The organism is Chitinophaga hostae (genome assembly GCF_018224885.1).
GTDB classification, from domain to species: Bacteria; Bacteroidota; Bacteroidia; order Chitinophagales; family Chitinophagaceae; genus Chitinophaga; species Chitinophaga hostae.
Genome location: NZ_JAGTXB010000048.1, coordinates 1 through 1314, shown reverse-complemented (window position 1 = coordinate 1314; position 1314 = coordinate 1). Strand labels below are relative to the sequence as shown.

The 1314-nt window shown below is 42.2% G+C and carries 2 protein-coding genes; both read right to left on the bottom strand.

Going from position 1 to position 1314, the window contains the following annotated elements:
* A partial coding sequence (locus KE626_RS34445) for an ISAon1 family transposase (protein WP_428845047.1) occupies window positions 1-884 on the bottom strand: 884 nt, incomplete at its 3' end.
* Between the two features lie 7 nt (window positions 885-891).
* Window positions 892-1245 carry an ISAon1 family transposase N-terminal region protein gene (locus KE626_RS34440; protein ID WP_346344520.1) on the bottom strand — a complete coding sequence of 118 codons (354 nt, stop codon included), beginning with the start codon at window positions 1243-1245 and terminating at the stop codon, window positions 892-894.
* Between the last annotated feature and the right edge of the window lie 69 nt (window positions 1246-1314).

Below are 1314 nucleotides of genomic sequence, written 5' to 3'. Positions count from 1 at the left end.
GCATTAAATGATTCCGCAGCGGCGTTTGTAGCCCTGTTGTTGAAGAAATTGAGAATACCCAGATAATGAGTTCTGATAGTCCTGGCAACGGTTTTAAAAGATAATATTCCCGCTTCTTCTACATCATTATACCACAGGGCCAGTTTCTTAAATGCTTCTTCTTTGCACTTACAGTGCCTGTAAACCTCGCCCAGCCGCAGGGATAGCTGGTAGGATTTATGAATGAGAGGATAGTGGCTAAATAATAATTCGGCTCTTTGTTGCTGCTCTCTTGTCCATAATCTGGGGTGCTTAAATAGCAAGTATCGGCTTCTGGCCAGCAGTTGCTTAGCTGTATCGCCGTTAGCCAACCTGACAGGCTCATACTTCACTGCTGCCCGTTTCGCTTGTTCATACTCCTGATTTTCCTGTTCCAGCGCCTCCCAGCGATGTTTTATTCTTATTTCCTGTACTGCGTCAAAAGCCAGGTGTTGCACGTGGAAGCGATCTATTACCCTATGGGCGTTGGTGAAACAGGCTTTAACGGCGCTATTGAGGCTACCAGACATATCAATCGTAACTTCTTGTACTTTCTGCCGCAAGCGTTTAGGGATTTTAAACAGGATTTCTTTCAGAAATTCAGACTGCGTACCCTTAATCATAGCCACTATTGAGCCTTTTCGCCCTTTAGCCAACTTATTAGTGACGATTGTATACAGTTCTCCACTTGAAAAGGCTGTTTCGTCTATACTCAAACTGGTGCCAATATTTTGCTCAAAAAGCATCCACTCTGCAGCATGCCCTTTCTGCTCCCAGCTGGAAAAATCGCTTAAATGATGTTTGTATTGTTGCCCGAGTTGTTTACCGTCAACATTGTAAAGATGGCCAAGCTGAACGGGGCTGATGGGATGATTATCTAAGTAATCCTTTTAAAAAATAACCGAATTCCAATGTCATTCGCGTTCCTTTTTTCACTATTTCCCAATCTCTTGTTACTGTTTCTCCGGTGCCTACAACCTCCCACCGACGGCGCTTTACATATAAAGTAACCTTCTTTCTACGGATAGGAAAATCCTGAACAGCAACGGGAGGAAGAAAATCCTTGGCGTGAAGTTTTTTATGTTGATGTTCAGCTGGAACAATATTCTTTTCTTCTAAATAAATACTTATTTCGGTCTCATTTTGAGAGGAATCTGTTATCTCAAAATAATACAAAATCCCTTCTGGTAGCAGCGCCTCAATCAGGAGGCTAAAATTCTTATCCACGGATATCAATCTTAATTGGACGCAAAAAAACTATTTTTTACCCAATCCCCCAACTTTTCAACTTGATCC